The sequence below is a fragment of the Streptomyces sp. NBC_01116 genome, from assembly GCF_041435495.1.
Lineage (GTDB): Bacteria > Actinomycetota > Actinomycetes > Streptomycetales > Streptomycetaceae > Streptomyces.
This window is the reverse complement of record NZ_CP108644.1, coordinates 4,827,213-4,850,771: the sequence shown is the minus strand read 5'-3', so window position 1 is coordinate 4,850,771 and position 23,559 is coordinate 4,827,213. Positions and strand designations below refer to the sequence as shown.

General features: G+C 73.0%; 21 protein-coding genes. 10 read left to right on the top strand and 11 right to left on the bottom strand.

The window, feature by feature from the left end:
• The first annotated feature begins 109 nt into the window (after window positions 1-109).
• Window positions 110-2,209: a serine/threonine-protein kinase gene (locus tag OG245_RS21190; RefSeq protein ID WP_371625059.1), complete on the top strand. Its 2,100-nt coding sequence runs from the start codon at window positions 110-112 to the stop codon at window positions 2,207-2,209.
• Between the two features lie 40 nt (window positions 2,210-2,249).
• Here OG245_RS21190 and OG245_RS21185 read toward each other — a convergent pair whose 3' ends face one another.
• Together OG245_RS21185 and OG245_RS21180 are read right to left on the bottom strand one after the other, a co-directional pair.
• Complete coding sequence (locus OG245_RS21185; RefSeq protein WP_371625058.1) at window positions 2,250-2,741, bottom strand: hypothetical protein; 492 nt, start codon at window positions 2,739-2,741, stop codon at window positions 2,250-2,252.
• Between the two features lie 10 nt (window positions 2,742-2,751).
• The gene (locus tag OG245_RS21180) at window positions 2,752-3,207 is read right to left on the bottom strand and encodes a VOC family protein (RefSeq protein ID WP_371625057.1); all 456 of its coding nucleotides are present in this window, start codon (window positions 3,205-3,207) and stop codon (window positions 2,752-2,754) included.
• 118 nt (window positions 3,208-3,325) lie between these two features.
• On the opposite strand from OG245_RS21180, the gene pip reads away from it, so the two are divergent.
• Window positions 3,326-4,300 (top strand): prolyl aminopeptidase, encoded by a 975-nt coding sequence (gene pip / locus OG245_RS21175; RefSeq protein WP_371625056.1) that lies wholly within the window; start codon window positions 3,326-3,328, stop codon window positions 4,298-4,300.
• 149 nt (window positions 4,301-4,449) lie between these two features.
• On the opposite strand, the gene OG245_RS21170 is transcribed toward pip, so the two are convergent.
• Entirely contained in the window at window positions 4,450-4,623 is a 174-nt protein-coding gene (locus OG245_RS21170; RefSeq protein WP_371625055.1) for a CsbD family protein, read from the bottom strand.
• Window positions 4,624-4,827: 204 nt separating this feature from the next.
• Between OG245_RS21170 and OG245_RS21165 the strand changes: the two genes are divergently transcribed.
• The 3 genes from OG245_RS21165 to OG245_RS21155 are packed head-to-tail and all read left to right on the top strand — an operon-like array spanning window position 4,828 to window position 8,409.
• Complete coding sequence (locus OG245_RS21165) at window positions 4,828-6,618, top strand: diacylglycerol kinase family protein (RefSeq protein WP_371625054.1); 1,791 nt, start codon at window positions 4,828-4,830, stop codon at window positions 6,616-6,618.
• Window positions 6,618-7,571 (top strand): YihY/virulence factor BrkB family protein, encoded by a 954-nt coding sequence (locus tag OG245_RS21160; RefSeq protein WP_371625053.1) that lies wholly within the window; start codon window positions 6,618-6,620, stop codon window positions 7,569-7,571. The genes OG245_RS21165 and OG245_RS21160 overlap by 1 nt, the downstream gene beginning before the upstream one ends.
• A gap of 1 nt (window position 7,572) precedes the next feature.
• Entirely contained in the window at window positions 7,573-8,409 is an 837-nt protein-coding gene (locus tag OG245_RS21155) for a phosphatase PAP2 family protein (RefSeq protein WP_371625052.1), read from the top strand.
• Here OG245_RS21155 and OG245_RS21150 read toward each other — a convergent pair.
• On the bottom strand, window positions 8,403-8,915 hold the full coding sequence (locus OG245_RS21150) for a hypothetical protein (protein ID WP_371625051.1): 513 nt from the start codon (window positions 8,913-8,915) through the stop codon (window positions 8,403-8,405). The two genes, OG245_RS21155 and OG245_RS21150, sit on opposite strands and share 7 nt — an antisense overlap.
• 265 nt (window positions 8,916-9,180) lie before the next feature.
• Here OG245_RS21150 and OG245_RS21145 point away from each other — a divergent pair, with 265 nt between their 5' ends.
• Window positions 9,181-9,423 carry a DUF6411 family protein gene (locus OG245_RS21145; RefSeq protein ID WP_371625050.1) on the top strand — a complete coding sequence of 81 codons (243 nt, stop codon included), beginning with the start codon at window positions 9,181-9,183 and terminating at the stop codon, window positions 9,421-9,423.
• A 137-nt stretch (window positions 9,424-9,560) separates the two neighbouring features.
• Here OG245_RS21145 and OG245_RS21140 read toward each other — a convergent pair whose 3' ends face one another.
• Together OG245_RS21140 and thpR are read right to left on the bottom strand one after the other, a co-directional pair.
• Window positions 9,561-10,550, bottom strand: coding sequence for an aldo/keto reductase (locus OG245_RS21140; protein ID WP_371625049.1), 990 nt, complete (start codon window positions 10,548-10,550; stop codon window positions 9,561-9,563).
• 203 nt (window positions 10,551-10,753) lie between these two features.
• On the bottom strand, window positions 10,754-11,362 hold the full coding sequence (thpR, locus tag OG245_RS21135) for an RNA 2',3'-cyclic phosphodiesterase (RefSeq protein WP_371625048.1): 609 nt from the start codon (window positions 11,360-11,362) through the stop codon (window positions 10,754-10,756).
• Between the two features lie 102 nt (window positions 11,363-11,464).
• On the opposite strand from thpR, the gene OG245_RS21130 reads away from it, so the two are divergent.
• Window positions 11,465-12,049, top strand: coding sequence for a Uma2 family endonuclease (locus OG245_RS21130; RefSeq protein ID WP_371625047.1), 585 nt, complete (start codon window positions 11,465-11,467; stop codon window positions 12,047-12,049).
• A 62-nt stretch (window positions 12,050-12,111) separates the two neighbouring features.
• Here OG245_RS21130 and OG245_RS21125 read toward each other — a convergent pair whose 3' ends face one another.
• Window positions 12,112-13,446, bottom strand: a complete 1,335-nt coding sequence (locus OG245_RS21125; protein WP_371625046.1) for an MFS transporter — start codon at window positions 13,444-13,446, stop codon at window positions 12,112-12,114.
• Between the two features lie 135 nt (window positions 13,447-13,581).
• Complete coding sequence (locus tag OG245_RS21120; RefSeq protein WP_003967282.1) at window positions 13,582-14,022, bottom strand: MarR family winged helix-turn-helix transcriptional regulator; 441 nt, start codon at window positions 14,020-14,022, stop codon at window positions 13,582-13,584.
• 134 nt (window positions 14,023-14,156) lie between these two features.
• Between OG245_RS21120 and OG245_RS21115 the strand changes: the two genes are divergently transcribed.
• Window positions 14,157-14,366, top strand: a complete 210-nt coding sequence (locus OG245_RS21115; RefSeq protein ID WP_371625045.1) for a hypothetical protein — start codon at window positions 14,157-14,159, stop codon at window positions 14,364-14,366.
• Window positions 14,367-14,396: 30 nt separating this feature from the next.
• On the opposite strand, the gene OG245_RS21110 is transcribed toward OG245_RS21115, so the two are convergent.
• Complete coding sequence (locus OG245_RS21110; protein WP_371625044.1) at window positions 14,397-15,851, bottom strand: NCS2 family permease; 1,455 nt, start codon at window positions 15,849-15,851, stop codon at window positions 14,397-14,399.
• Window positions 15,852-16,062: 211 nt separating this feature from the next.
• Between OG245_RS21110 and OG245_RS21105 the strand changes: the two genes are divergently transcribed.
• Window positions 16,063-16,395: a DUF2530 domain-containing protein gene (locus OG245_RS21105; protein ID WP_371625043.1), complete on the top strand. Its 333-nt coding sequence runs from the start codon at window positions 16,063-16,065 to the stop codon at window positions 16,393-16,395.
• A gap of 186 nt (window positions 16,396-16,581) precedes the next feature.
• Window positions 16,582-19,095, top strand: coding sequence for an HAD-IC family P-type ATPase (locus tag OG245_RS21100; RefSeq protein ID WP_371625042.1), 2,514 nt, complete (start codon window positions 16,582-16,584; stop codon window positions 19,093-19,095).
• A gap of 82 nt (window positions 19,096-19,177) precedes the next feature.
• On the opposite strand, the gene OG245_RS21095 is transcribed toward OG245_RS21100, so the two are convergent.
• Both OG245_RS21095 and OG245_RS21090 read right to left on the bottom strand, forming a co-directional pair.
• The gene (locus OG245_RS21095; protein WP_371625041.1) at window positions 19,178-20,056 is read right to left on the bottom strand and encodes a calcium-binding protein; all 879 of its coding nucleotides are present in this window, start codon (window positions 20,054-20,056) and stop codon (window positions 19,178-19,180) included.
• Window positions 20,057-20,310: 254 nt separating this feature from the next.
• Window positions 20,311-23,520, bottom strand: coding sequence for a sacsin N-terminal ATP-binding-like domain-containing protein (locus OG245_RS21090; protein WP_371627941.1), 3,210 nt, complete (start codon window positions 23,518-23,520; stop codon window positions 20,311-20,313).
• Between the last annotated feature and the right edge of the window lie 39 nt (window positions 23,521-23,559).

Sequence of the window (23,559 nt, the reverse complement as noted above, 5' to 3'; positions counted from 1 at the left end):
TCGTTCCGCACCGATGGTCTCCAGGCGCGAACCGGCCCGTCGCGCCGGTGCGTCCGAGTCTGACGAAGCGTCTAATCTGGCGTGGTCCATGTAGTGCACAGGGGGTCGTATGCACAACGAAGACAGGGCCGGCAGAGCGGACGGTGGGGCCGAGGAGCCCGAGGACCGCCGGTCGGTCGACGACTCCCGGCAGCAGGGCGCCGGCGCGCCGCAGCACTGGCCGGGCACGCCACCGCCGCACGGCGCTCCGCCCTCCCCCCGGACCGTGATCGACGGCCGCTACGAGCTGCTGGAGCCGATCGGCAGCGGCGGGATGGGCGAGGTCTGGAAGGCCCACGACCGGCGGCTGCGCCGCTTCGTCGCCGTGAAGGGGCTGCTCGACAAGAACGCCATGACCCCGGCCACGCAGACGGCGGCGCTCCAGCGGGCCCGGCGCGAGGCGGAGGCCATCGCCAAGATCGAGCACCAGAACGTGGTGACGGTCCACGACCAGGTCGAGAACGACAACCAGGTCTGGATCGTGATGAAGCTCCTCGAAGCGAGGTCCCTGGGGGACCTGCTGAGCGACGACGACGTCCTCGCCGTGCCGAGGGCCGCGAACATCGGCCTCCAGATCCTCCAGGGCCTGCGAGCGGTCCACGCGGCATCGGTCGTCCACCGCGACGTGAAGCCGGGCAACGTCCTCGTCCGCGACGACGGCCTCGCGATCCTGGTGGACTTCGGCATCGCCACCTTCGAGGGCGCGGACCGGGTGACCCGGTCCGGAAGCGTCATCGGCACCCCCTCCTACCTCGCGCCCGAACTCTTCGCCCCCGCCTCCCCCGGCCCCACCCCCGCCTCCGACCTGTGGGCGCTGGGAATCACCCTGTACGAGATGGTCGAGGGCCGCCTGCCCTTCGCCGGGCACGAGGTCTGGGAGGTCCAGGAGAACGTCCGGCAGTCCCCCGACCCGGCCCTCCGCTACGCGGGGCCCCTCGCCCCGGTCATCCAGGGCCTGTTGATCACGGATCCGCAGGAGCGCCTGGACGCCGCCACGGCGGAGGCGATGCTCCGCGAGGTGCTCGGCGACCCCGCCGTGCCGAACGCGGCCCGGGCCGCCGCGGCGACGCACCCGCCGACGGCCGTCTCCCCACCGAACCCCTCGACGCCCGCACCGGTGCCCGCGCCCGGCCCCGCCGGCCCTCCGCCCGCACCGGCGCAGGCGATGCACACGCCCTCGACCGCCCGTGCGGCGGGCGGCCCGTCCGGCCGGTACCGGGGCTGGAAGGCGGCCGCGGCGGTGGTGTGCGCGGCACTGCTGGCCGGCGCGGGCTGGATGGTCTCCCAGGGCGACGGCGACCGGGACGGGGGCGGCGACCGGGCGGGCTCGGTGCAGGGCCGGGGCGACGACGAGGGTTCCGCCGGCAGCGGCTCCCAGGCCCGGTGGAAGGACACGCATCCCACCCTGGAGATCGGCGTCAAGGACGACCAGCCCGGACTGAGCAAGTTCGACGAGAAGACGCGTACGTACAAGGGGTACGACATCGACCTCGCGTACGCGATCGCCGAGAGCATGGGCTACGGCAGGGGCGAGGTCGCCTTCACCACGGTCGCCACGGACTACCGGAGCACCGCGCTGAAGACGAAGCAGGTGGACCTGGTGATCGCGTCGTACAGCATCACCGACGACCGCAAGACGGCCGCGCCCGGCGGCTACAGCGTCGACTTCGCCGGCCCCTACTACGAGGCGAGCCGGGGCTTCCTGGTCCGTGAGAAGTCGAGCAAGTACACGATCGAGGACTCCAGCGATCTGCGGGCGCTCGACGTCGAGGTCTGCACGGCACGGGACTCGACGTACGAGAAGGCGCTGCCGAAGGAGGGCTTCACCATGGCGAAGTCGCAGCCCAACACCTATCAGGACTGCCTGGACAAGCTGCTGGACCCCAAGTCCGACGTGTACGCGGTCGCCTCCGACGACATCATTCTCGCCGGGTACGTCAAGGCCAACCCGGGCAAGGTGCGGCGGCTGGAGAACATCGAGGGCGCGGAGGGTTACGGCGTGGCGATGCGACCGGACACCCGGCCCCTGAAGCGTGAGGTGTGCTCGGCGCTCCGGACGATCCTGGACGGCAGGATCTGGGAGGACATGTACAAGGAGAACCTGTCCGGCCTGATGGGCGACAAGAACACACCGGGTCGACCGGACCTGACGGAGTGCGAGGACTTCTGAGACGTACGAGGCGTGCTCACGGGCCCTGACGGGCTCGGGCTCAGCGCTCGGGGAAGCGCTCCCCGCACCGGCCGCAGAAGACCGGCGCGGGATCCTGCGACAGCCGCCCGCACTCCGGGCAGACCCGGTCCAGCGTGCAGGGCCCCTCGCCGCCCTCGTACGACCCGCCGGGCGGCTTGATCGCGAGGCCGGGGCGGCGGCGGTGGACGGTGAGGTACACCAGCCCGTCGGGCCCCGCGGCGAGCGCGCGGCGGGACGTGCGGGGCAGCCAGAGGACCGTGCTGGGCCCCAGCTCCAGGGCCGGTCCGCCCTCCGCCGTCCCGACGCTCCCCCCGCCCGCCAGCACGACCAGGAGGACATCGAGCACGTCCTCCTGATGCTCACCGACCTCGGCGCCCGCGGGCAGGCGCACCAGGTTGGCGTCCAACTCCCGCGCCTGCTCGGCGAGATGCCACAGGGCGCCGCGCTCACCGGGTGCGGCGGATGCGAGCAGTTCGTCGAGGACGGCGAGGATCCGGGGAGCGGCGTTCACGGCGTCCAGGCTACGCCGCGGCCGTGGTGGGCGCGCCGGCCGCCGCGACGCAGAACTCGTTGCCCTCCGGGTCGGCCATCACCACATGGTGTCCGTCGACCTCCGCCAGCACGGACCCGCCGGCCGCCACCAGTCGCGCGGCCTCCTCCCGGATGCGGGCCCACCGCTCGGCGGGGGTGCCGTGGCCGGCGATCCGCACGTCGATGTGCAGCCGGTTCTTCGCGGTCTTCGGCTCGGGGACCTTGAGGATGGAGAGCCCGGGGCCGATGCCGTCCGGGTCGCAGAGCCACGCTCCGTCGTCCACCGTCCCGCCCTCCGGCAGCTCGAACCGGGCGAGCCACTCCTCCCGGGTCGCGAACGGTGGCGGCGGGGGCAGGTCCACGTAGCCCAGGGCCGACTTCCAGAAGGCGGCGAGGAGTTGGGCGTCGCCGGCGTCGAGGGTCAGGTCGATACGAACGGGGTTCATGGGCAGGACCGTACGGGAGGCCCCGGGCGATCGCATCCACGTAAAGTGGCCCACCGCCCACCGCCCACCGCCAGCCGACCTCCCACCCGCCCGCCCGCCGCACCGAGGGGAACAACGCGTGCACCGCGAACCGAACGACCCCTACCCCCCGATCGAACCGTACGGAAGCGGCATGCTGGACGTCGGCGACGGCAACCACGTGTACTGGGAGGTGTGCGGCAACCCGGACGGCAAGCCGGCCCTCGTCGTGCACGGCGGCCCCGGCTCCGGCTGCACACCCCGCGCACGCCAGTACTTCGACCCGGACCGCTACCGGGTGGTCCTCTTCGACCAGCGGGGCTGCGGCCGCTCCACACCGCACGCGAGCGACCCGGCGACGGACATGGCGCACAACACGACCGCGCACCTGATCGCCGACATGGAACGCCTGCGGGAACACCTGGGCATCGACACGTGGCTGCTGTACGGCGGCTCCTGGGGCTCGACCCTGATCCTGGCGTACGCCGAGGAGCACCCGGAGCGGGTCGGTGAGGCGGTGATCCCCGCGGTGACGACGACCCGCCGCAGCGAGATCGACTGGCTCTACCGGGGCGTCGGCCGGCTCTTCCCCGAGGCCTGGGACGCCTTCCGCGCGGGCGTCCCCGAGACGAGCGACCCGAGCGGCCTGGTCGCGGCGTACGCCCGCCGCATGGAGAGCGAGGACGCCGCCGTACGGGAGAAGGCCACGGCCGACTGGTGCGCCTGGGAGGACGCGGTCGTCTCGATGGAGGCGATCCAGGGCCCGCCCCCGTACAGCAGCCGCCCGGACCTTGCCCAGCAGGCGTTCGTCCGGATCTGCGCCCACTACTTCGCCCACGGAGCCTGGCTGGAGGAGGGCCGGCTCCTCGCCCGCGCCCACCGCCTCACCGGCATCCCCGCCGTCCTGGTCCACGGCCGCTTCGACCTGGCGAGCCCCCTGACCACCGCCTGGGAACTCGCCCGCGCCTGGCCCGACGCCGAGCTGACGATCATCGACAACGCGGGCCACACGGGCGGCACGGAGACCCGGCGGGCGGTGCTGGGGGCGCTGGACGGGTTCGCGGGGCGGGGCTGACGACCGCCCCCGTCCTCACCCCGGTGCCCAGGGTCCGGGAAGCGCCCGGAGGGGACGCGGCACGACCGGAGGGGACGCGGCACGACATGACAGGGCCCCGCGGGAGCGGGAAGCTCCGCGGGGCCCGGTGTCGTCGTACGGTGACGCCGTCAGTCGGTCAAGGTGTCCTTGACCTTCTCCTTGGCCTGGCGGGCATCGCCCTTGGCCTGCTCCGCCCTGCCTTCGGCCGTGAGGCGCTCGTTGCCGACGGTGCGCCCGGCGACTTCCTTCATCTTGCCCTTGGCCTGCTCGGTCTTGGCCCGGCTCTTCTCGTCGGCGGCCATGTCACTCACCTCTCGCTGAGCTCGGCGTTGCGGTCCCCCTCCGCCTGACCGCCATGGCCCCCTTCAAACCTGCCGTCCGGCACCCGGCCCCCGGCGACCACCGGGGCCCAGGCCTGACCTGCGCACGGCAGGGCATACGGCGTAGCGCCGGGAGAACAGGCTCCCGCACGACCGCCGCACGGCGGATCAGACGTGGGGGACCAGATGGAGACCACCGTTCCGGGGAGAGGGGCCGACGGGCGAGGGGCCTCCGCCCCCCGGCGCCCCGGCCGCTCCCCCGCCCTCTCCAGCGGCACCGGGAAGGCGGCGGCCCGGGTCGCCGCCTTCGCGGTCTGCCAGGCCGCCCTCGTAGCGGGGGCAGGCCTGCTGATCACCGGGCCGGCCCATGAGCTGTGGCCGATGACCGCGGAGGACGCCGTCGTCGAGGCCCTCGTGGACGCGCGCACCGCCACGCTCACCACGGCCTCCACGGTCGTCTCCGCCCTGGGGGACACCGGCACGGTGGTGGGCCTGACCCTGCTGGTCTGCCTCGCCCTGGTCCTGGTGCCCCGGCTGCCCCTGTGGCGCGAGACCGTCTTCCTCGCCGCCGCGGTGTCCCTCCAGTCCGCGGTCTTCCTGCTGGTCACCGCCTCCGTGGACCGGACGCGCCCGGACGTGGAGCGCCTGGACGACTCACCGCCGACTTCCAGCTACACCTCGGGCCACACCGGGGCCGCCACCGCCCTCTACGCGGGCCTCGCCGTCCTGGTCCTGTCCCGGGTCCGCGCCCCGTGGCGGGCGCCCCTGGCCGCGCTCCTGCTGGCCGTGCCGCTCCTCGTGGGGCTGGCACGGCTCTACCGCGGCATGCACCACCCGACCGATGTGGCCGGAGGTCTGGTGAACGGCTCGCTGTCCCTGCTCGTCGTGGGCCGGGCCGCGCTCGCCGGGCACTCCTGGGCGGCACGGCCCCCGGCCGACGCGACGGACATCGCCGTGGCCGCCGCCGAAGGCCGGCCCGCCCCCGTACGGAAGCAGGCCGCCGTCATCGTCAATCCGACGGTGACCGACACCGCGACCCGTGACCGGCTGCGGCTGGTGCTGGCCCAGCACGGCTACCACGACACCCCGTTCATCGACACCACCGCGCAGGACCCCGGCGGCGGCCAGACGGCCGGGGCCCTGGGCGCGGGGGCCGAGCTGATCGTCGTCTGCGGTGGCGACGGCACGGTCCGCACGGTCGCGGACGCGCTGGCCGGCACCGGCGTCCCGCTGGTGCTCGTACCGTGCGGCACCGGCAATCTGCTGGCCCGCAACCTCGGACTGCCGCTCGGCCCCGCCGACGCGCTGGCCGCCGGACTGGCCGGCGAGCCCCGCACCCTGGATCTCGGCCGGATCGAGGGCGACGGGTTCCCCGCTGCCCACTTCACGGCGATGGCCGGGGCGGGACTGGACGCGGCCATGCTGGAGGAGACCTCCGACCGCGCCAAGTCGGCCCTGGGCTGGCCCGCGTACGTACTGGCCGGGGCCAAGGGGCTGCGCGCTCCCCGGATGCGGCTGGCCGTCAGCCTGGACGGCGGCCCGGAACTGCACCGCACCGCCCGGATGGTCCTCATCGCCAACATCGGGACGGTCCAGGCGGGCGCGGCGCCGGTGCCCGCCGCACGGCCCGACGACGGGCTGCTGGACCTCGCGGTCTTCGACCCCCGGGGCGCGGGCGGCTGGCTGCGCGCGGCCGGGGTGCTGCTGCGCGGCGGCGGACGGGGCGGGGACACGGAGAAGCCCGGCGCGAACGGTCCGGTCCCGGGCACGGGCGGCCGGGATGCGGCAGGGCGCTCCCGCGCCGCGGGCTCCGCGCGGGGCCCCGTCGAGTTCCACACCTTCCGACGCGCCGAACTGTCCTTCACCCGGCCACAGCCGCGCGAGGTCGACGGGGATCCGGTGGGACCCGGCCTGCGGCTCGCCGCCGAGGTCAGGCCCGGCGCCCTGACCGTCCTGCTCCCCGCCCGGGAGCGGTGATGGGGACGGCGACCCGGGTCCCCGTGACGCGCGACATGAGCGGGGACGAGCTGTCCGGCGACGAGGCGCTCGCGGCCCTGCGCCGGTACGGCCGCTGGCCACTGGCGCGCGACGCCTTCGTGCGCTTCCGCTACGCCGACGGCTTCAGCCACGCCCGCGCGCTGGCCCTGCAGACGATCCTGGCGATCGTCCCGCTGGTGATCGCCTTCGTCGGCCTGTCGGCCGAGCTGCACACCGAGAGCGTGGGGCGGCTCGCCGAACTGACCATCCACGGCATCAGCGAGGGCCCGAGCGCCGGGGTGGTGGACGACGCCCTGAACCGCAACCAGCAGAGCGACGGCGACGGACCCGAGGTCGCCCTCTGGCTGGGACTGGCGTTCTCCGTGGCCAACGTCACCACCGCGATGTGCCAGATAGAGCGCGGCGCCAACCGGATCTACGGAGTGGAGCGGGACCGCGTCTTCCACCTCAAGTACCTGCGCGGGCTGGTGATGGCCGTGAGCGCCGGCATCCCGCTCGGCATCGGGTCCGTCATGATGGTGGCGGGCGGGGACCTCGTCGCCGCCGCGGCCTCCGTGTACGGTCTGGGCGACACCGCACGGGAGACGTTGACCCTGCTGCGCTGGCCGCTGGGTTTCCTGCTCGCGCTGATCTCGGCGAGCGCGATCTTCCGCCGCTCCCCGCGCCGCCGCCAGCCCGGCTACACCTGGCTGGCGTTCGGGGCCGCCGTCTACCTCGTCCTCTGGACGGTGCTGACCTGGCTCCTGAGCCTCTACCTCGGCATCAGCGGCTCCTTCGACACCGTCTACGGGCCCCTCAGCGCGTTCATGTCGCTGCTCCTGTGGGCCTATCTCACTTCCATAGCCCTCTTCGTCGGGCTGTCCTTCGCCGCCCAACTGGAGGCCGTCCGGGCCCGCAGGCCCGGACCGGTCGCCGCCGACCCCGGAGCATGACGTGCCACGATCCCTCCCCGAACCGCCCACCCCACGACCGCACGGCGCGGAGCCGGGGACCACACCGGCCCGGACCCGCCGCGCCGACCGCCGCCTCGGTGTACGACTGCTGGCGGCGGTCGGGGCGGGCGCGGTCGCCGCGGTGCCGTTCGCGCTGCTCGTGGTCCTCGTCGAGGGAACGTGGCCCCCGCTCCAGCGCCTGGACGCCGGTGCGGCCCGCCGGCTGCACGAGGTGGCCCTGGAGCACCCGGGGTGGACGGCCACGCTGCGCATCCTGTCGGACTGGGTCTGGGACCCGGCCACGCTGCGCACGGCGGTCGCCCTGCTCACGGTGTGGCTGCTGTACCGGCGGGCGTGGCGGCTGGCCGCGTGGGCCGCGACCACCGCGATCGGCGGCGCGCTGACCGGGGTGCTCGCCAAGGTCGTGGTGGAGCGGGCCAGGCCCTCGCTCCAGGATCCGGTGGCCCACGCGCCCGGCTACTCGTTCCCCTCGGGCCACGCGATGACGGCCGCCACGTCGTGCGCCGTCCTCCTGCTGGTGCTGCTGCCGCTGGTGCCGCGCAGGTGGCGGTGGCTGTGCTGGGGAGCGGCGGGGATCTCCGTCCTGGGCGTCGGCTTCACCCGGATCGCGCTCGGCGTGCACTGGTTCAGCGACGTCATCGGCGGATGGCTGCTGGGGGGCGCGGTCGTCGTCCTCACCGGCTGGGCCTTCGAGGCCTGGCGGAAGGACGCCGGCCGCCGCCGCACGGACGCGGCGGAAGGCCTCGAACCCGAGCTGGTGGACGAGCACCCGGAGCCGGAGGCGTACGGCGCCCGGCGCGGCGCGCGGGATCAGTAACCCTGGCCGACCAGGAAGGAGTCGAATTCCAGCGTCAGCGACCGGGCCTCGGAGAGGTGCGCCTCGCTGTCCCCGTCGACCAGCACGAACGCGCAGACGCCCTGTTCCGTCCGGACGACCCACATGGCGCGGTCGCCCTCGCGCAGCAGCGCGAGTTCCAGGTCACGCCCGGTGACGGCGTCGGAGACCAGCTCCCGGCTCTCGCGCTGCCAGGGGATGCCCGCGATCCACAGGCCTCGGGGATGGACGGACTCCTCGCACACCGTGCACAGCGCCTCGACGTCGTCCGGTCCCCCGCGCTCCTGCTCCGTGTCACCGGCCCCCGCCCCGGCGGCACGCGCCATCGACCGGAAGTACGGCCACCCGTCCTCGTCGCCACGCCCCGCGACGGCGAAGAACCCCGCCTCGGCGGAGAACGCCGCGGCGGCCAGCACGGGCGATCTCTCCTCGCCGAGGGCCAGATGCGTGCGGAGAACTTCGTCCCACTGATCGGTCACCGTGGACATCGGTGCGTCCTTTCGTCGGCTTCCGCCGGACCGTCGCTACGGCCTCGGCGCTGGTCGGCCCCGGGCAGAAGCTCGGCTTCCCCCGGCGACCCAGCTTCTCCTGCCCGGGTATCGCCCTGTCAGACCGTTTCCACCCTCGCACGGAAGCACACGGCCGGATCCGGCCGAAGGCACCCCGCGACGGGATGCCTGGTTCGAAAGCCGTCAGCGGGGCACACGCCGCAGACACCACCCGCGAACAACAGCACCGTGAAGAGGAGTTGCCATGATGGTCGTAGGAATTGTCGCAGTCTGTGTGGTTCTCGCCGTACTCGCCTTCTTCGTGCCGCGGCTCTCGCGCGGTCCGGAGCGCGGTACGCAGCGCACGCTCGGCCTGGGCTCCCGCGCGGGCGGCAAGGCGCCCGGCGTCCTGGGCCGCATCTTCAGCAAGCCGTTCCGCAGCAGCTCGAAGGCTGTGGGCAAGAGCGGCTCGGCCGGCCGCCGCACCCGCGGCCACATGCCGTTCTGAGGGACGCCGACGAACGGGTCCGCCCGGCAACGCAAGGAGCAGGGGTCACCCCGCCACCGGAGGGGGCCTCCCGTCACCGCGACGGGAGGCCCCTTCTCCCCGTTGCGACGGGAGGCCCCTTCTCCCCGTTCACGCCCCTACCAGGCGAACGCCTCCGGAGACGGCCCCGGACCCGGGAAGATCTCGTCCAGGCCCGTGAGCACGGCCTCGGGGAGGTCCAGTTCCAGGGCGCGCAGGGCGCTGTCCAGCTGGTCGGCGGTGCGCGGGCCGACGATCGGGCCCGTGATGCCGGGGCGGGTCAGCAGCCAGGCCAGGGCCGCTTCGCCGGGTTCCAGGCCGTGCTTGTCGAGCAGGTCCTCGTACGCCTGGATCCGGGACCGGGTGGCGGGGTCGGCCAGGGCGTCGGCCGCGCGGCCGGAGGCGCGGCGGCCGCCCTCGGCCGTCTTCCTGATGACGCCGCCCAGCAGGCCGCCGTGGAGCGGCGACCACGGGATGACACCGAGGCCGTAGTCCCGCGCGGCCGGGATGACCTCCATCTCGGCGCGGCGCTCGGCGAGGTTGTAGATGCACTGCTCGCTGACCAGGCCGAGCGAACCCCGCCGGGCGGCCTGCTCGTTGGCCTGGGCGATCTTGTAGCCCGGGAAGTTCGAGGAGCCGGCGTAAAGGATCTTGCCCTGCTGGACCAGGACGTCGATCGCCTGCCAGATCTCGTCGAAGGGCGTGTTCCGGTCGACGTGGTGGAACTGGTACAGGTCGATGTGGTCGGTCTGGAGGCGCTTGAGCGAGGCGTCGACCGCGCGCCGGATGTTCACGGCGGAGAGCTTGTCGTGGTTCGGCCAGGCGTCGCCGTCGGCGGCCATGTTCCCGTACATCTTGGTGGCCAGGACCACCTTGTCGCGCCGGCCACCGCCCTGCGCGAACCAGGTCCCGATGATCTCCTCGGTGCGGCCCTTGTTCTCGCCCCAGCCGTAGACGTTGGCCGTGTCGAAGAAGTTCAGGCCCGCGCCGATGGCGGAGTCCATGATCGCGTGGCTGTCCGACTCGTTGGTCTGCGGGCCGAAGTTCATCGTCCCGAGGACGAGTCGGCTGACCTTGAGGCCCGTGCGTCCGAGCTGTGTGTACTTCATGACGCCACAGCCAACTCGTTCGAGCGCACTCCAGGCAAGCATGTGCCCCGGACACGCCGGACGGGCACGTCTTCCCGGCGGCCCGCCGGTATCAGCCGCCCAGGGCACTCCCCACGGCGACGACGACGAACATCAGTACGAGCACGGCCGCCATGATGCGGTTTCTGGTCTTCGGGTCCACCCTTCGAGCGTAACGGCACCGCTCACCGGCCCAGCGCCCAGGCCCGCGCCGTCTCGTAGCGCGGCCGCTCCCCCGGCACCCCGGACACCGGCAGAGCGCTCCGTACGAGACTCAGCCCACCGGCCTCCCAGCGCTCCCCCTCGAACCCCGCCAGCGCCGCGGTGAAGGGCCCCAGGTCCGCTTCGCCCCGGCTCCGGGCCAGCGTCAGGTGCGGGGCGTAGCGGCGGTGCTCCTCCATCGGCAGCCCGGCCCGCCGGGCGGCGGCGTCGGCCCGCTCGGCGAGCAGCCGCAGCGTGTCGAGCCCGCCCGCCGCCCCGGCCCACAGCGCCCGCCCGCCGAAGTGCCCCGCCCCGTGTACGCGGAGCGGAAAGGGCTCGGTACGGTGCGCGGCCCGCTCCAGGCGCGCGTACAGCTCCGGCAGGACGGCCTCCGGCACCTCGCCGTAGAACGCCAGCGTGTAGTGCCAGCCCTCGGGCCGCGTCCAGCGCAGGTCGCCCGCGCCGGGCAGCGCGTGGAGCGGGGCGAGCGCCGACCGGAGTCCGGCGACGGCCCCGGCGGGCGGCAGGAGGGCAGCGAAGAGGCGCTGGGTGGGCGGGGTGCCGGAGCTGTGGCCGGAGCCGTGGCTGCTCATGCGCGCGAGTCTCGCAGGTCCGGGCGTGTCCGGGGCGCCGGGCCTATCGTTGTCCTACGCGGCTGCCCGCACGCCCGTGCGGCAGCGGGGAGGAGCGGCACGATGACCGTCGTAGACACCGACAGGATCGACATGGCCGACATCAGCGACGAGCGCACCCTGGACATGATGTTCGAGTGGCTTGAGCCCGTCCCCGAGGGATTCAAGGTCGAGATCGTCGAGGGGACCGTCCACATGTCGCCGCAGCGGGACACGCATTGGGAAATCACCTTCGACATCCTGGAGCAGTTGCGCACCAGCTACGGACGCCGGCAGCTGAAGACCGACGTACGCATCGACTTCCCCGGCCTCCTCAACGGCTTCGCCCCCGATGTCGCGGCTGTCACGCAGGACGCGTCCACGGCCGCGGACGGCCGCTGGCGCTACCAGGACATCGAGTTCGTCGCCGAGGTGATCTCCAGGAGCACCGCCGCCAACGACTACGGCTCCAAGAAGGCCACCTACGCCCTCGCCGGTGTCCCCGTGTACCTCGTCGTCGATCCGTACACCGGGACCTGGCACCTGCACACCCTGCCGAAGGAGGACGAGTACCGCAGTGTGCTGAGCCTCGACTTCGGCACCCCGGTCGACCTCACCTCGACCGTCGTCGGCCTCGTCCTCGCGACCGACGCCTTCCCCCGCGACTGACCCCGCGCCCCGCACGCGAAAGGCGCCCTCCCCGGGAGTGGGGAGGGCGCCTTTCGCGTCGGTCACGCCGCCGTCGCCAGCTGCTCGCGCGGGACGAAGCGGACGTGCGGGCGGCCCGGGCGGAGGTCGACCTTCAGGCGGAGGCCGCCGACGCGGGCGAGGGCGAAGCCGACGCCCAGGGCGGCGATCACCGAGATCGCGCCGCCGGCCGCGAAGCCGGTGCGGGGGCCGTAGGTGTCGCTGATCCAGCCGACGATCGGGGCGCCCACCGGCGTACCCCCGGCGAAGACCATCATGTACAGGCTCATCACCCGGCCCCGCATCGCCGGATCGGCGGCCATCTGGACGCTCGTGTTCGCGGTGATGTTCGTGGTCAGGCCGAGCATGCCGATCGGGACCAGCAGGATCGAGAACAGCCAGACCGACGGGGACAGCGAGGCGGCGATCTCCAGCAGCCCGAACGCCGTGCCCGCGATCACCAGCATCCGCAGCCGTGTGGAGCGGCGGCGGGCCGAGAGCAGTGCGCCGGCCAGCGAACCGGCCGCCATCAGGATGTTGAAGAAGGAGTACATGCCCGCGCCGCCGTCGAAGATCTCGTCGGCGTAGGCGGTCAGCCAGATCGGGAAGTTGAAGCCGAACGTGCCGACGAAGCCGACCAGGACGATCGGCCAGATCAGCTCGGGGCGGCCCTTCACGTAGCGCAGGCCCTCGCGGAGCTGGCCCTTGGCCCGGGGGACGGTCACCGAGGCGTGCATCTCGTCGGTGCGCATCATCAGCAGGCCGACGAGCGGGGCCAGGAAGGAGAGGCCGTTGAGCAGGAAGGCCCAGCCGCTGCCGACCGTGGTGATCAGGACGCCCGCGACGGCGGGGCCGATGAGCCGGGCGGACTGGAAGTTCGCCGAGTTCAGGCTGACCGCGTTGCGCAGTTGCGCGGGGCCGACCATCTCGGAGACGAACGACTGGCGGGCCGGGTTGTCGACGACGGTCACCATGCCGAGGAGGAAGGCGACCAGATAGACGTGCCAGACCTCCACGACCCCGGTCAGGGTCAGGACGGCCAGCGCGATGCCGCACAGGCCGAGCATGGCCTGGCTGACGAGCAGGATCTGCCGCTTCGGCAGGCGGTCGGCTATGACGCCGCCGTACAGGCCGAAGAGGAGCATGGGAAGGAACTGGAGGGCCGTGGTGATGCCCACGGCCGTCGCGGAACCCGTCAGGCTCAGCACGAGCCAGTCCTGCGTGATGCGGGACATCCAGGTACCGGTGTTGGAGATCACGGCGCCCGTGGCGAACAGGCGGTAGTTGCGGATCTTCAGCGACGAGAAGGTCCCGCCGGTCTTGCTCTCGTGGGTGGAAGTCGGTGCGGGGGCGGAGTCTGCTCCGGATCCCGTACTCAAAAGGGTTCGCCTCCTCGGGCGTCTGCGGCGTTCGGTCCGACGAGGACGTGACGACGGGCGCTCCGGCGGTGATCCGTGCCGGACCGGCTGGTACGTCCGGTCCGGCGGCGGATCATCGTCGGCGCGCCCGCGGGGTCACAGGTGGGCGAGCTTCTCCAACACGGGCGCGGCGGCCCGAAGCGTCTCCCACTCGTCCTCGTCCAGGCCCTCGGCGAGGCGGGACAGCCAGGCGTTCCGCTTGGTGCGGCTCTCCGCGAGCATGGCCTCGGCCTGCTCGGTCTGGCTGACCCTCTTCTGCCGACGGTCATCGGGGTGCGGTTCCAGCCTGACCAGCCCCTTCGCCTCCAGCAGCGCGACGATGCGGGTCATCGACGGGGGCTGCACGTGCTCCTTGCGGGCCAGCTCACCGGGGGTGGCCGAACCGCAACGGGCAAGGGTGCCGAGCACCGACATCTCGGTGGGGCTCAGCGACTCGTCGACGCGCTGGTGCTTCAGACGACGGCCCAGCAGCATCACGGCGGAGCGGAGGGAGCTCACGGCGGCGGCACTGTCGCCGTCGTGGATCAGGTCAGGCATGTTTGTTAGCGTAACTCATTACCCAACCTAAATACCACCTGGTGGTACACGCGCGAGAAACTGATCACCCGAACGAGTGAGTTAGAAGCGGAAAGTGACGCACAGAGCGCTCCGGGGCGGCGACCCTGCTGGGCATGGGATCGACAGTGCTCAGCCTGCGGATAGACGGTGAGCTGCTCGACCGGCTCCGGCAGCACGCCGCGAAACGCGGAATGAGCGTCCAGGACTATGTGGTCCGGACGCTCATTCGCGACGACTTCGACGAACGCTTCACCGCGGCCGTCGAGGAGACGGAGAAGTTCTACGGCGACGCCCGGGGGAGCGTGACGCCACCGCTCACGTGAGGCCGGCCGACGGCGTCACGGGGAGACCGATCACGTGAGGCCGAGCGCCGGCATCGCGTAGTAGAAGACGAACACCGCCGAGACCACGTACATGGCCACCGGCACCTCGCGGCCTCGCCCGGCCGCCAGGCGCAGCACGGAGAAGGCGACGAAGCCGATGCCGATGCCGTTGGTGATCGAGTACGTGAACGGCATCATCACCATCGCGAGGAACGCCGGGACCGCGAGCGTGTAGTCGCTCCAGTCGATGTCCCGCACCGAGCCCGCGATGATCAGGAAGCCGACCGCCAGCAGGGCGGGAGTGGCCGCCTGCGACGGGACCATGGTCGCCAGCGGTGTGAGGAACAGCGCCACCGAGAAGAGCAGACCGGTCACCACGCTCGCCAGTCCGGTGCGGGCACCTTCGCCGACGCCCGCGGTGGACTCCACGAAGCACGTGGTGGCGGAGGAGGAGCTCGCGCCGCCCGCGGCGACCGCGATGCCGTCCACGAACAGCACCTTGTTGATGCCCGGGAAGTTGCCGTCCTGGTCCATCAGCTTCGCCTCGTCGCCGACGCCCAGGATGGTGCCCATCGCGTCGAAGAAGCAGGACAGCAGCACCGTGAAGACGAACAGGACGCCGGTCAGGACGCCGACCTTCTCGAAGCCGCCGAACAGGCTGACCTCGCCGAGCAGCCCGAAGTCCGGCGCGGAGACCGGGTTGCCCGGCCACGCGGGCGTCGTCAGGCCCCACGCCCCGTCGGGCAGATCGGCCACCGCGTCGATGACCAGGGCCACGACGGTCATGGCGACGATGGAGATCAGGATCGCGCCGGGCACCTTGCGCACGATCAGCGCGAGCGTGAGCAGTGCCCCGAGGACGAAGACGAGAATCGGCCAGCCGTCGAGGTGGCCGGTGCCGCCGAGCTGGAGCGGCACGGTGGTGTGCGCGGCGTCCGGAATGCGCGAGACGAAGCCGGAGTCGACGAGGCCGATCAGCAGGATGAAGAGGCCGATACCGATCGCGATGCCCTTGCGGAGCGACTTCGGCACGGCGTTCATCACGCGTTCCCGCAGTCCGGTGGCGACCAGCAGCATCACCACGATGCCCGCGAGGACGACCATGCCCATCGCGTCCGGCCAGCTCATCCGGGGAGCGAGCTGGAGCGCGACCACCGTGTTGACGCCGAGGCCGGCGGCGAGCGCGATCGGCACGTTGCCGATGACACCCATCAGCAGGGTGGAGAACGCGGCGGACAGCACGGTGGCGGTGACCAGCTGACCGTTGTCGAGCTGGTTGCCGTACATGTCCTTCGCGCTGCCCAGGATGATCGGGTTGAGCACGATGATGTACGCCATCGCGAAGAACGTGGCGAACCCGCCGCGGAACTCGCGGGCGACGCTCGACCCCCGCTCGGAGATCTTGAAGAACCGGTCCAGGCTGCCCTGGGGCTGCGGGGCCGCGGGCGGCGGGGAGTCGACCGGAGCGGTGGCCGAGGGGGGCATGGGTGACCTCAGTCGTACGTAGAGGGGTGGGTGCGATGGGGCGAAAGGTGATCGAAATTGGATGTTCAGACGAACGAATCGAGCCAACCCAAAGCAGATTCAGTATGAATACATCAAGCGAAGATCGCTATCTCCGCGCGTAGACCCGCGTGGCCCCTTGGCCCGACCGGGCCGTACGCCCCTCGATCAGGTGGCCCCATACACTGAACTCATGGAGAAGTGGACACCGAAGCACGAGGCGCCCGAGCCCCTGGAGGGCCCCGTCGTCGCCACCGTCGTGGGCGGCACGATCCTCTGGTTCGTCCTCTTCCTCGCCCAGCTCCCCTTCTACGGCTGGTTCGCCGACCGCGGCCACACCTGGTGGGTGTGGACCCCGCTGGCCGGCGCCGGGCTCGGTCTGATCGGGATCTGGTACGTCCGGGGGCGGGACGCCGCTCTCAAGCGGCACGCGGCCAAGGTCGAGGCCAAGGACGCCGCGGGGGCCGCGGCGACGGACAGCGCGCTCGGCGGTAACCCGGCGGGCCGCGCCGACCGGACCGCCTGACCTCCCGGAGCGCCCTGACCTCCCGGAGCACCTGACCACCCCCCGGAGCACCAGACCTCCCGGCCTCGTCAGCCCGGCCTCGTCAGCCCGCCCCCGTACGACCTCGGGACCCTCTTCGTCCTCCCCTGGTCGGATCTTCGCCCCTCCGGCGGGTGATTCGACGCGCACGCCCGTACCGTCGAACCCATGACGCAGCGGGCACTCGATTCCTCCGGGGAGCAGACCCCCGGAACCCCCCGGCCGGCCATGATCGACGCGGGGGCGGAACTCGACCCCGTGCACCCCATGGAGCCACCACCCGCCCGGCGGCCGGACGGCCTGAGCAGCGCCGAGGTCGCCGAACGGGTCGCGCGCGGCGAGGTCAACGACGTACCCGTACGCTCGTCGCGCTCGGTCACCGAGATCGTCCGGGCCAACGTCTTCACCCGGTTCAACCTGATCATCGGCGTGCTCTGGGTGATCATGCTGTTCGTCGCGCCGATCCAGGACAGCCTCTTCGGCTTCGTGATCGTCGCCAACACCGGCATCGGCATCATCCAGGAGTGGCGGGCCAAGAAGACCCTGGACAGCCTCGCGGTGATCGGCGAGGCGAAGCCGACCGTGCGGCGCGACGGGGTCGCCGCCGAGATCTCCACCTCCGAGATCGTCCTCGGCGACCTGGTCGAGCTCGGCCCCGGGGACAAGGTGGTCGTGGACGGCACGGTCGCCGAGGCCGACAGCCTGGAGATCGACGAGTCGCTGCTCACCGGGGAGGCCGACCCGGTGATCAAGCGGGCCGGCGACCCGGTGATGTCCGGCAGCTTCGTCGTCGCGGGCGGCGGCGCGTTCACCGCGACCAAGGTGGGCCGCGAGGCGTACGCCGCACAGCTCGCCGAGGAGGCGTCGCGCTTCACGCTCGTCCACTCGGAGCTGCGCAGCGGCATCAGCACGATCCTGAAGTACGTCACCTGGATGATGGTGCCGACGGCGATCGGGCTGATCATCAGCCAGCTGGTCGTGAAGGACAACAACTTCAAGGACTCCGTCGCCCGGACCGTCGGCGGCATCGTCCCGATGATCCCCGAGGGCCTGGTCCTCCTCACCTCCGTCGCCTTCGCCATCGGCGTCGTACGCCTGGGCCGCAAGCAGTGCCTGGTGCAGGAGCTGCCCGCCATCGAGGGTCTCGCCCGGGTCGACGTGGTCTGCCTGGACAAGACGGGGACCCTCACCGAGGGCGGCATGGACGTCACGGAGGTCCGGCCGCTCAACGGGAGCGACGAGGCGTACGTGACACGGGTGCTGCGGGCGTTCGGCTCCTCGGACCCCCGGCCCAACGCCAGCCTCCGGGCCATCATCGATGCGTACCCGGCGGGCGGCGGCGACGCGCGTCCGGCAACCGGCGGCGACGCTCCCGCGGCGGGCGACGGCGAGAGCTGGACGGTCACCGACGCCATGCCGTTCTCCTCCGCCCGCAAGTACAGCGGCGCGGCGTTCGCGGAGGCCGACGGAACGGCCTCCGCCTGGCTGCTCGGCGCCCCCGACGTCCTGCTGTCCGAGGGCGACGCGACCCTCACCGAGATCGAGCACCTCAACGAACAGGGCCTGCGCGTGCTGCTGCTGGCCCGCGCGGAGGGCGAGCTGAACGCGCCCGGTACGGCGGCCGGAGCCGCCCCCACCGCCCTGGTCGTCCTGGAGCAGCGGCTGCGGCCGGACGCGGGCGACACGCTCGCCTACTTCGCCGACCAGAACGTGGCCACCAAGGTCATCTCCGGCGACAACGCGGTCTCGGTCGGCGCGGTCGCCGGGAAGCTGGGCCTCGCGGGCGCGGAGAACACGCTGGACGCCCGCCGGCTGCCCACCGACCCGGACGCGATGGCCACGGCCATGGAGGAGAACGCGGTCTTCGGCCGGGTCACCCCGCAGCAGAAGCGGGACATGGTGGCTGCCCTCCAGTCGCGCGGCCACACGGTCGCCATGACGGGTGACGGGGTGAACGACGTCCTCGCCCTCAAGGACGCCGACATCGGCGTCTCGATGGGCTCGGGCTCGGAGGCGACGCGGGCGGTGGCGCAGATCGTGCTGCTGAACAACAGCTTCGCGACGCTGCCCTCGGTGGTCGCCGAGGGCCGCCGGGTGATCGGCAACATCACCCGGGTCGCGACGCTCTTCCTCACCAAGACGGTCTACTCGGTGCTGCTGGCGATCCTGGTGGTCTGCACCCAGGTGGAGTACCCGTTCCTGCCGAGGCACCTGACCCTGCTCTCCACGCTGACCATCGGCGTCCCGGCGTTCTTCCTGGCACTCGCGCCGAACAAGGAGCGGGCCCAGCCCCACTTCGTACGCCGGGTCATGCGGTACGCGATCCCCTCGGGCGCCATCGCGGCGGCGGCCACCTTCGCCACGTACCTGGTGGCGCGGCACCACTACAGCGGCGAGGGCGCGCTGGAGGCAGAGACGAGCGCGGCGACGCTGACGCTGTTCCTGGTCTCGATGTGGGTCCTGGCGATCATCGCCCGCCCCTACACGTGGTGGCGCGTCGGCCTGGTGGCGGCGATGGGGCTCGGCTTCCTGATCGTGCTCGTGGTGCCGTGGCTCCAGGACTTCTTCGCGCTGAAGCTGGTGGGCGCGCCGATGCCGTGGACGGCGGTCGGCATCGCGGTCGCGGCGGCGGTCCTGCTGGAGGTCGTCTGGCGCTGGGTGGGGCGGCGCTTCGGGATGTAGGGCGCGGGAGCGGGACTCGGCGCGCGCACGGGAAAGCCCCCGGGAGGACGACGGTCCTCCCGGGGGCTTTCGCCTGTCGGTCCTACTTCACGTCGAGGAAGTCGCCCTTGGCCGAGACGGCCGGGGTGGTGGACGTGCCGGCGAAGCTGTAGCGCCAGGTGCCGTCGGCCGAGGCCTTGACGGTGGTCTTCAGGGTGCCGGTCGAGCTGGTCTTGACCGTCTTGACGGTCGTGTAGCTCTTGGCGCCCTTCTTCTTGAACTGGAGCTTCACGGGCTGGGTGGCGTAGCCCTTGTACGTGTTGGTGTCCCAGTTGGCACGGGTCAGCTTGCCGGTGACCGTGATGGTCTTGCCCTTCTTCACGGGCTCCGGCGAGGCGTTGACGGTCAGCTTGGAGAAGCGCTGGACACGGGTCTTCGCCTGGGTGTCGTTCCAGATGAAGTCCTCGTCGCTGCCGGTGGCCGCGAGCGCTCCGGCGGCGACCTTCCACGTGCCGGCGAGGCTGCTCGTCCAGAGGTCGTCGGACTGCGGGTCGATCGTGATCGAGACCGTGCACGTGGAGGTGGTCGGGTTGGCCGAGACCTTGCAGTTGCCGAACTCCTGGGTGGGAGCGAGGAAGCCGTCGACCTCGTCGATGTGACCGTGCCACAGGAAGGCGAACGCGTCGGCGATGCCGGACGGCGACGAGGCCGTGATCGCGACGGTGACCTTCTGCTTGGACTTCGTGCCGACCACGATGTCCTTGCCGCCGTTGACGACGACCTTCTTGATGACGGGCACTTCGGTGGCGCGGGCGGCGCGGGCACCGGCCGCGGGTGCGCCGGACCCGTCGCCGAAGACCTCGGCGCCGGAGGGCACGCTCAGGCCGGCGTCGGGCTTCTCATCGGCCTGGACGGCCGGTACGGCGAGAGCGGAAAGGGCCAGGGCGCCGGTGACGGCGGCCACGGTGGCACGAATACGCATGTGTCCCCAAGTGGAGAAGGGGCCCCGGGGCGCGCTTGTGTCGTCAGCCCGGCGGGACCCATCTGATCCATGAGCCTCTTGGCTCACATGGACAGACAGCCGAACCGGGTGAACGGTTGTGCGGATCTGTGACTTTTCTGTGAAGCACTTCGGAGGACGTCGGTGCGGGGTGCTCCCGGGGCGCAGGGCCCCGGGAGCACGCCGCGCCGATCGCTACCGGCCCGCACCGGACGCGCGCCGCGTCCCGTACCGGCTCAGTCGAACCAGCGGTCCCGGGCCAGCTCCTCCGTCCGGGACGGGTCCTCCAGCAGGGCCGCGACCTCGAAGCGGCGGGGCCACTGGCCTGCCGCCCAGGCCAGGCCGGCCGCCACGCCCTCCAGGGTCGCGGCGTGGACGACCCCGTCCGGGGTGCGGCGCCAGTCCAGCTCGACGCCGCCCGCGCGGAGTTCGGGGTGCTCGACGTAGGTGTCGGGGGTGCCGGGGCCGAGCAGGACGCGGACCGGCTCCGGTACGCGGTGCTCCTCGCCCTCGCTCGTCACCCCGGCCTCGATCGTCTCGCCGAGCCGCCGCACCTGGAGCAGCTCGGCCAACTCGGCGGCCCGGGAAGGCGCTACCGGAAGCAGGGGCAGGCCCTCCGTCAGCGGCAGCACGTCGGGGGCGTCCGCGATCACGGCGTCCGCCGCGTCGACCACCGCCACGCCCCCGTCCACCACCGCGCGCAGCTCGTCCGGCAACGTCACCTGGTCCGGGTCCAGTTCGGCCAGCGCCGTGTAGAGCGCGTGCAGTTGTACGGGGGTGACGGGGCGGTCCTCGTCGGCGAGCCGGCCCAGCAGTTCCGCCGCGCCGCCCGGCTCGTCCAGGAGGGCCGCGACCGAGGTGCGCACGCCGAGGGCCCGCAGCACCTGGGCGTCGTCGAAGCCGGTCGCGTCCACCGCGTCGTACAGCCCGGCCAGCCGGGGGTCACCGCCCGCCGCGCGCAGTCCGGCCGGGCGGCGGCCGTCCAGCACCGGGTGGTCGCGCAGCCACCACGCGGTGTACGGGCGCACGGACTGCGTCGTGCCGTCCGGGAGCAGCACCCGCACCGGCTGGGTCAGCGCGTCGCGCAACGGCGGGCGCGCGAGCATCGCGAGCGCCTGCGGCCAGGCGTCGTCGTCGACCAGGTCCAGGTCCCGCACGGCGACGATCTCGGTGGCGACGGGCGGCACCGGGGTCTCGGGCAGCTGGTCGAGGAGGTCCTCGCACCAGACGTCGACGGCGTCCAGCAGCCCGGCGTCGTCGGGTTCGGCGAAGTCGCCGTCCCGGGGCTCCAGTTCGTCCGGGTCCAGGACGACGTCGGTGGCCCGCACGAGGGCGAAGGTGGCGAGCACCCCGCAGGCGGTGAGGGGGCCTTCGCCCCAGCGGTCGGCCAGCTCCTGGTCCACGAGAGCGAGCTCGCCCTCGCGCATGACCTGGGCGAACGGGCTTCCGGGGAGCACGAGTTCACCGGCCGGGGCCAGTTCGCCGTCCTCGTCGGGGAGGGCGAGCGCGCCGAGCCACGGCTCGTCGCCGGGGGCCAGCTCGGCGTCCCGGACGAGGGTGAGCACGGTCTCGGCCAGCTCGTCGCCGTCGAGCGCGTCCTCGTCCCAGATCTCCCCCGCGTCCAGCGAGCCGGCGACGGCCGCCCGCACCTGGGGGGTGCTCAGCACGGCGCGCGGCGTGGCGGGCAGGGCCCCCAGCTTCTCCAGCAGCGGGTGCGCGGCGTCCGGGTGAGCAACCTTGAGGCCGAGGCGGGAGAGCCGGGCGAGGACGGGGCCGGTGAGCGCGTCCGGAAGCGGCAGCAGGATCTGCCGCGGCCCGATGGTGGTGCGCGGCGGACGGCCCGCCCGCTCGTCGTCCGGGTCGCCCGCGAGCGGGACGGGGAGGCCGGAGAGCCGGTCGGGGTCGGTGCCCGCGAGGCTGTCGTAGAGCCGGTGCCACCAGGCGGGGTCGCGCTCCAGCCCGGCGAGGCGGTCGATGGCCTCGGTCAGGGGGACGCGGGCGACGCCGAGGGTGCGCAGCTCGGTGCGCCGCTCCAGGCCCGCGGGCAGCAGACAGGGCAGCACCTCGGCGAGCACCCGTACGGTCTCGGCCCCGACGCCCTCGACGACCTCCGCCTCCACGGGCCGCAGGGCGGCGGTGCCGTCCCCGCCGTCCTCCGTCCGGTCCCGGTCCCAGTCGTCCGCCCAGCCCGGCTCGGCCTCGGGGTCCCGGGGCGCGGCGGGCTCCAGGAACGCGACCCGGGGCAGCCGGGCCAGGATCGCACCGCGCAGGGCCCCGTCCAGGCCGCCCTTGCCCAGCGGTCCCGGCACCAGATCGATGGTCCCGGTGGACACGGGCCGCCAGGAGCCCAGCAGCTCCGCGTACGCGTCGGCCGCCCGCTCGACCAGGAAGTCGGTCAGCGGCCCCGGCGCGGGGTGCCTGCGGGCGGTGTCCAGCGGGAGGGAGGCGATGAGCAGGGCGGGGATGCCGAGCGGTTCGTCGGTGGGCGTCGGGGCGTGCACGACGGGTGCGGTACGGGGGTGGAGCGGGGCGCCCGCCTCGTCGACCGGGACCGCCCAGGTCACCGACCAGTGCGGGCGCAGCCGCTCCTCGACCGGGCGGTCGGCGAGCAGGGCGGGCTCGATGGGCCCGTGGTGGAGCACGGTGCGCCAGCGGCCCAGGCCGCGGGCGGAGTCGTCGATGTGCGTGTACGGGCCGTGGGCCGAACGGCTGAGGGTCCGCGTCCCGTCCGGGGTCTCGATGACGACCTCGTCCAGGCCGGGCAGCGTGAGCAGCAGCGCGTCGTCCACGGCGGCCAGCAGCCGGGCCACCAGGTCCTCGGCGGTGCCGTCGCGCAGCGGCAGCACGACGACGGTGTCGTACCCCTCGGGTGCGGAGCCCTCGGCGGGCAGCGGCAGGCGCAGCAGGGGTACGTGTCCGTCGCGGCGGCGCAGCTCGTCCCCGAGGCCGGGGCTGCCGACAGCCGCCTGGCGGGCCAGCTCGCGCGCCTCGGCCAGGGACCAGCGGACGCCGCCGTGCCGGCCGAGCACGGCGGGCTCGTCGCTGACCGCGAGGACGGCGGCGAACCCGACGCCGAAGCGGCCGACGGAGGACTCGTGGCCCTCGCGCTTGGCGGAGGCCCGCAGGGTGCTCAGGGACTCCACACCGGTGGCGTCGAGCGGCGCGCCGGTGTTCGCGGCGGCCAGCACGCAGCGGTCGTCCGGGTCGCCGGGGGCGGCGGGGTGCAGGGTCAGCCGGAGCCTACCGGGGACGCGGGCGCGGGCGGCGGCGTCGGCGGCGTTCTGGGCCAGCTCGACGACGAGGCGGTCGCGGTAGCCGCCGAGCGCGAGGTCCTCCTCGGCGTTGGCGTCCTCCCGGAACCTGGCGGGCCCGGCCCCCCAGGCGTCGAGCACGCCGCGCCGCAGCCGTGCCGTCCCGAACGGATCGGCCCCCTCGGTCGCCTTCATGCTCACGCTCTCGACTCCGTCCGCTGGGTAGGGACCGCG

Coding starts and splice junctions, on each gene's coding strand:
- OG245_RS21165 (WP_371625054.1), top strand. CDS start 4,828: ATGGAGACCACCGTTCCGGGGAGAGGGGCCGACGGGCGAGGGGCCTCC.
- OG245_RS21095 (WP_371625041.1), bottom strand. CDS start 20,056: ATGCGTATTCGTGCCACCGTGGCCGCCGTCACCGGCGCCCTGGCCCTT.
- OG245_RS21190 (WP_371625059.1), top strand. CDS start 110: ATGCACAACGAAGACAGGGCCGGCAGAGCGGACGGTGGGGCCGAGGAG.
- OG245_RS21130 (WP_371625047.1), top strand. CDS start 11,465: ATGACCGTCGTAGACACCGACAGGATCGACATGGCCGACATCAGCGAC.
- OG245_RS21090 (WP_371627941.1), bottom strand. CDS start 23,520: ATGAAGGCGACCGAGGGGGCCGATCCGTTCGGGACGGCACGGCTGCGG.
- OG245_RS21180 (WP_371625057.1), bottom strand. CDS start 3,207: ATGAACCCCGTTCGTATCGACCTGACCCTCGACGCCGGCGACGCCCAA.
- OG245_RS21150 (WP_371625051.1), bottom strand. CDS start 8,915: ATGTCCACGGTGACCGATCAGTGGGACGAAGTTCTCCGCACGCATCTG.
- OG245_RS21160 (WP_371625053.1), top strand. CDS start 6,618: ATGGGGACGGCGACCCGGGTCCCCGTGACGCGCGACATGAGCGGGGAC.
- OG245_RS21115 (WP_371625045.1), top strand. CDS start 14,157: ATGGGATCGACAGTGCTCAGCCTGCGGATAGACGGTGAGCTGCTCGAC.
- OG245_RS21100 (WP_371625042.1), top strand. CDS start 16,582: ATGACGCAGCGGGCACTCGATTCCTCCGGGGAGCAGACCCCCGGAACC.
- OG245_RS21110 (WP_371625044.1), bottom strand. CDS start 15,851: ATGCCCCCCTCGGCCACCGCTCCGGTCGACTCCCCGCCGCCCGCGGCC.
- OG245_RS21105 (WP_371625043.1), top strand. CDS start 16,063: ATGGAGAAGTGGACACCGAAGCACGAGGCGCCCGAGCCCCTGGAGGGC.
- thpR (WP_371625048.1), bottom strand. CDS start 11,362: ATGAGCAGCCACGGCTCCGGCCACAGCTCCGGCACCCCGCCCACCCAG.
- OG245_RS21170 (WP_371625055.1), bottom strand. CDS start 4,623: ATGGCCGCCGACGAGAAGAGCCGGGCCAAGACCGAGCAGGCCAAGGGC.
- OG245_RS21120 (WP_003967282.1), bottom strand. CDS start 14,022: ATGCCTGACCTGATCCACGACGGCGACAGTGCCGCCGCCGTGAGCTCC.
- OG245_RS21140 (WP_371625049.1), bottom strand. CDS start 10,550: ATGAAGTACACACAGCTCGGACGCACGGGCCTCAAGGTCAGCCGACTC.
- OG245_RS21145 (WP_371625050.1), top strand. CDS start 9,181: ATGATGGTCGTAGGAATTGTCGCAGTCTGTGTGGTTCTCGCCGTACTC.